The organism is Pseudomonas sp. (assembly GCF_026224925.1).
In the GTDB taxonomy this organism is placed as follows: Bacteria; Pseudomonadota; Gammaproteobacteria; order Pseudomonadales; family Pseudomonadaceae; genus Aquipseudomonas.
Map to the genome: position 1 here is coordinate 1 of NZ_JAMFRV010000034.1, position 4466 is coordinate 4466.

General features: G+C 52.0%; 3 protein-coding genes. All 3 read right to left on the reverse strand.

Annotated features, from left to right (window positions below):
* Positions 1-2867, reverse strand: a 2867-nt coding sequence (locus tag M0974_RS01665; RefSeq protein WP_297831840.1) for a glycosyltransferase, incomplete at its 3' end; no start/stop codon positions are given.
* Positions 2868-2907: 40 nt separating this feature from the next.
* Entirely contained in the window at positions 2908-3639 is a 732-nt protein-coding gene (locus M0974_RS01670; RefSeq protein WP_297831843.1) for a class I SAM-dependent methyltransferase, read from the reverse strand.
* A 1-nt stretch (position 3640) separates the two neighbouring features.
* Positions 3641-4466, reverse strand: an 826-nt coding sequence (locus M0974_RS01675) for a DegT/DnrJ/EryC1/StrS aminotransferase family protein (RefSeq protein WP_297831845.1), incomplete at its 5' end; no start/stop codon positions are given.

The following is a 4466-nucleotide window of genomic DNA, read 5'->3' on the forward strand; positions in this document are numbered from 1 at the left end:
ACAGCCTGGCGGTCTGGCACGCCGTCTGAGTCATTGTCGGGTACTGGATATTCGTCCAAGTCGTAGACGGTGAACGTTTTTGAATAGGCTTTGATTAGGCGCATGGCTTCCAGGCTACCGTCATCCAAGCGCCGCTGTAGGATCACCGCGTTAGGGTTGAATTGAGCCAGCTCGCTTACCGATAGTAAGTTCGGCGTCAATGCGCCATCGAGGGCAAGCTGATCGCGTAATGTCTCAAAGGGTTTGAGCAGCCGATAAGCCGCAGAGTCCCAAGGGGCTGCCGGATGGCCTAGCACAACGGGTAACGGCCGCCATGACAGCGGACGCCAGTTAAGGTCGCTGTTGAATTGCAGACTGAAATCGGCACCGCTGAGAGAGAAATTCTTGTTATAGGCAGGGTCGTGGCTAATGATTGGCAGCCACTTGGCATAAAGTCTTTCCTCCTCAGCCTTTAACTGCAAAGCGTCGGCTTCTTTCCCATCCGCTTGACTCAACGCGGGGTCATGCAGCAGCGATGCGTGAGGCGTCCAGACAATTAGATGGCCGCTTGCCCCTACTTTTAAACACAGATCTATGTCGCTGTAAGCCATCTTGAATTGCGCTTCATCCAAGCCCTCTACTTCATGGAAAAGTGAGGTGCGGATCATCAAGCAGGCGGACCTGACCGCGCTGTAGTTCTGATCGACTTCCAAGCGCTGCATATAGCTGGGGCCGGATTGAGGCTGCTGCATAAATACGTTTCTTGTCGGCCCATTCAAGCCTAGAACCACACCGGCATGTTGAATATTACCGTCGGCGGTGAGCAGTTTTGCACCGACAATACCCACCTCCGGGCGCTGCGCGTGGTTGAGCAGTTCCTCAAGCCAAGTGGTGCTCAGGACAGCCGTTTCGTCGTTAAGCAGGACGAGGTATTCACCGTTGGCCTGCTGTGCAGCCATGTTGTTGATGGCTGAGTAACTAGACGGATGCGGGTATCGCAGCACTTTTATTTTTTCGCTGCCCATGCCTTCGATTCCGCAAAGCCATGCAACGGTGTCAGCGTCTTGGCTAGCGTTGTCAATAATCAATATTTCGTAGTTTTGATAGGTTGTTTTTTCAAAAACGCTTTCCACACAGCGCACCAGGTTATTCAGATAACCTTTTGTCGTAATAAGTATCGAGACAAGCGGTTGCGCAGAGTGACCGTACTGGATGTGGTAACGCCGCGGGAGCGTTTGAAGGACGTGGCCATTTTCGTAGTTACGGGCGTGGAGGTGACGTTGTAGCGTCGATATCTCATCCGGGTTTTGTTCTGAGAGGGGAGCGTTGCAAATCAGCAGGGGCTCGCTGATGTGGGCAAAACCTTCGATTCCATAGGTCTCGACCAGGCGAAGGATTAAGTCAAACTCCAGCGCTTGAGGGAAGTGCGGGTCGAACCCACCTGCGTTGAGAAATGCTGGCCGATGGAAAAGCCAATGCCTGGAGGTGACCAGTGGAAAGCTCAGCAAATAGTCGAAATTAAAGTCCGGGCGCAGCACAATGCCTGGAGCACTGTTGAACTGGTGATGTAACTCGTCGGCAAATACCGCATGGGATCCAGACGTGTCCATTAATCCAACAACGACAGCCTGTAGGCCGCTGGCCGTGAATGTTGTGCCTGCATCAATCAGCATTATCCAGTCAGATGCTGAGTGTCGTGCGACTAAGTCGTTGATCACCAACGCGCGATTATCTGGAGTTGCTTGCGCCCACATTAACCGTGCGCCGAGGTCACTGTCGGGCAGGTTGTTGTGCTCGGAAATGACCGCGACACTGATTGTCGCGAGCACTGAGTCATTGGCGTACAGGCTCTCTAGCGAGATCAGCAAATTCCCGGCGTCGTTTGCAAAATCTGAGATGACGATCAGCAGCGCCGGTGCGAGATGTGAGCTCAGGCGTTGATCTATCAGCGTGCGTTGAGGTGCCGCAGTGACGCGAGCTTCCAGCCAGGTTTTTACGCTGCTGCCGCTGTCATTTGCAGGCTTTCGTACGGCGTGTGATAACAGGTCGAAACTTTTGAAATTCAACGGGTCGGACAGCGGTGCAACACTCACGTACCCGGCGTATCCATGTTTCCTTGTCCAGCCCGACTCACGGATCATTCGCTTAAAAAGCTCGTGGTAGGCCCACGCGCGAGTCGGGTCGTCTCTTAAGTGTCGGCTGTATTGAATGCTAGAGACGCGAAAATAAGAAAGTGTCCGGTCAATAATTGCCAGATTGCCGATGCGCAACAGTTTCACGTACATCGCCAAGTCGCCGATCGTATAAATCACTTCGCCGTTTAGCGACATTAATTCGTCGCCAAATGCCAAGACGTCAGCCCTGCGGCACATGACGGATGAAGGCTCACCGATGAAGTTGAAAATATACTGGCCGAGGAAAGATACTAGCGTTTTACCTTCCAACACCGAGCTTTGGGAAAAAGGGAACATAAACACGATGTCATTAGGTGCAAAGTCGCCGTTTTCATCAATGAACTGGCGACGGGAGGACGCGAGCGAGATGTCAGGGTTGTGCTCAAGTATGTCGACTAGCAGGCGCACGCAATCAGGAACGATAATGTCATCGTCATACAGAAATTTGATGTAATGCCCGTTTGCCTCGGCAATACAGCGTGCTACGTTCTTGATTTCACCCAGCTGCACTTCGTTTCGAAAGTAACGAATGGGCCAACGACAGGCCGCACGTTTTCTCTCGACGATGGCGGCTATTTCCTCGGTGGGGCAGTCATCACAAATCACGATTTCAATCTCGTCATGATTTTGCCGCATGGCGCTATTTAAAGACGCTTCGAAGTAAAGAGCTTTGTATGCGGGAATAACGATGCTGACCAGTCGAGAGGGGCTCATCTTAATACCTAGTGCTTGAAAAGGGGCGTCAACGTGTCGGTCAGTGGTGGTTTTTCTGACCGATATGCAATACGGATTGCTGGGTAATACCGTGTTTGGTGAACGTGCCATGACCGAAGTCGGCAGTCGCAAGCGACTTCACCTGAAAGCCCCCATTACCCAGTCGTTGCAGAAAATCATGCTTGGCATAGAGGCGTACATGATCGTCCTGGCCAAAGCGTGCCCATCGTTCATCGACACTTTTCTCAAACGGGTCTTCATCTGTTTCCATGGCGGTCAACAGGAGGGGCACCATGAGGATGGCGGTCCCGCCTGGCGCCAGGACGCGATACAACTCCGCAATAGCCTTTGCATCGTCCAAAACATGTTCCAGCACATGGGAACACACGATGAAATCAAACGCGTTATCCGAATAGATGTGCATGTCCATGATGTCGACAATGTCATCAGCCAGTGGCGAGAACAAGTCGGCGGAACGGTATTGTGCATTCGTAATGGCGCGTAAAAATTTGGACAGCACCGGCGCAGGAGCAATGTCAAGAATGCGCATGGGGCGGTCGCTGGGTTGTGTCAGCAATTGTTTTACGAACAGCGCATACATGCGATCCCGGTCTGACGCAGCACAGACCGGGCAACTGTATTGACCCAGATTGAGCGTTTCGAAATCCTCCAGAGAATAAAAAACATTTAGTCGGTGGAAGATATCGAAAAAGCCGTTTGGCAGCGGCAGAAAGTTCGGGAACCGTGAAGAACAGACAGGGCATTGACGCATATTAAAAAGCCTCGTTGGCAGCTGCGCTGATGATCTGAACGACTCTGTCGATATCGTCATCCGTCAGGCTGTCAAAAATGGGTAGGCAGAGTATTCGGTGCGAAATATCATCGGCGAAAGGCAGATTGGTTTTTCGTGCTGACTCAAGGCCTCGGTACATTGGGAATTCTGTAATCAGCGGGTAAAAGTAACGGCGTACTAAAATATTCTGTTCACGAAACCGTTCGTACAGCGCATCCCTTGATAGAGCGAATCCTGGACCCACCAGGATCGGGAAATACGAATAGTTGTGCCCGTCCTGCACAGCCCAAGCCAATTCAATTCCCGGTATGGTCGCTACCGCTTCGCGATAAATAGCGTCGACTCGCTTTCTTCTGTGCAGTGCCGCGTCTATATGCTTAAGCTGCAACAGCCCAAACGCCGCATTTATCTCGCTCATCTTGCCGTTGATGCCCGGCGCGACCACAGTGACTTCGTCAGCAAAACCAAAGTTTTTCAAATAGTCGATGCGCTGTTTCGTTTTCGCATCAGGGCAAATAATCGCTCCGCCTTCAAAGGTGTTGAAGACCTTGGTGGCATGAAAGCTGAGTATCGACATATCACCGTGGGTGAGAAGACTTTGGCCCTTATGGCGGACGCCAAACGCATGCGCGGCGTCATAGATAACCTTTAGCCCGTAGCGATCCGCTATTTCCTGAATACGATCAACGTTGCAGGGTATGCCATAGCAATGGACCGGCATAATGGCGGTTGTCGCAGGCGTAATAGCCTCTTCGAGCCGGTCAGGGTCGAGGTTGTAGTCCTTCGCATGGTTGCGAACGAACTGC